The organism is Pseudomonas sp. K5002, assembly GCF_013386655.1.
GTDB lineage: Bacteria > Pseudomonadota > Gammaproteobacteria > Pseudomonadales > Pseudomonadaceae > Aquipseudomonas.
On record NZ_JACARK010001419.1, the window covers coordinates 1 to 1,125 of the forward strand.

The 1,125-nt window shown below is 64.9% G+C and carries 1 protein-coding gene; it reads right to left on the reverse strand.

Going from position 1 to position 1,125, the window contains the following annotated elements; all coding sequences use genetic code 11:
* On the reverse strand, nucleotides 1–1,058 hold a 1,058-nt coding region (locus HX846_RS36860; protein WP_372242070.1), incomplete at its 3' end, for a methyl-accepting chemotaxis protein.
* Between the last annotated feature and the right edge of the window lie 67 nt (nucleotides 1,059–1,125).

Here is a 1,125-nt window from a genome sequence, read left to right on the forward strand (position 1 = left end):
TCGGCCACCACCGCAAAACCCCGGCCTTGTTCGCCGGCCCGGGCGGCTTCGATGGCCGCGTTGAGTGCCAGCAGGTTGGTCTGGCCGGCGATGGCGCCGATCACGCCGAGGGTTTCGGTGATGCGGGCGGCATCCTGGCGCATGTTTTCCACGGTGTGGGTGGCGCTGGAGACCTCGCCGATCAACGCGCTGACGCTGCGGGAAGCTTCGCCGACCACCACCCGCGAACGGTCGGCGTGCTCATTGGCGCGCTGGGTGAACGCAGCCGTTTCGGCGGCGTTCTCGGCCACGGTGTCGGCGGTGGAACTCATCTCGGTGATGGCCGTGACGGTCTGGTCGGTTTCCGAGGCATGGCGCACCAGGATCTGGTTGGTCTGGGCCGACGTCTGCTGCAATTGCGCCAGGCTCGACGACATGGCGCCGGTGGCCAGGGTCACTTCTCCGATCATGTTTTGCAGGTAGACGATAAAGCGGTTCACCGAATGGCCAATCGCCCCCAGTTCATCCTCGGCGCGAATGGTGATGCGCCGGGTCAGGTCGGCATCGCCGTTGGACAGTGCGTCGATATTGGTCTTCAGCGCGGTCATCCGGTGCACCAGCTGGCGGATGGCGTACACCGCCAACAGCACCAACAGCAGGATCATCGGGATTTGCAGCATCGCCAATGTGCCCAGTACGTCATCACGTTGGGCGGTGATCAGCGAGGTCGGCAGCGCAGTAGCGAGGAACCACGGCGTGCCCTCGATCGGGCGCATGAAGAACGTGCTGGCCACGCCCTGGTTGTCGAACTCGCTGCGTTGCAGGGTTTGATCACGATGAGCCAGGCCGGCGCTGACCTGGGCGGCAAAGGCCGAGGTGCCGGCCAATTCGCTGATGTTCTTCAACACCACGGGGCCGCTGATGCGCGTGCTGTTGCTGATGATCTTGCCGTCGCCTTCGACGATCAGCATTTGCCCGCCGAGGTCTTTTTCCTTGCTGGCCACCAGGTCGTTGAAGAAGCCCAGGGTCACGTCGATGGTGGCGACGCCATAGGCTGCGCCGTCACGCTGGATCGCCATCGCGCAGTTGGTGCGTGGCTCCTGGCTGGCGTCATCCTTGTAGGCCGCCGCCCAGGCGCACTGGCCG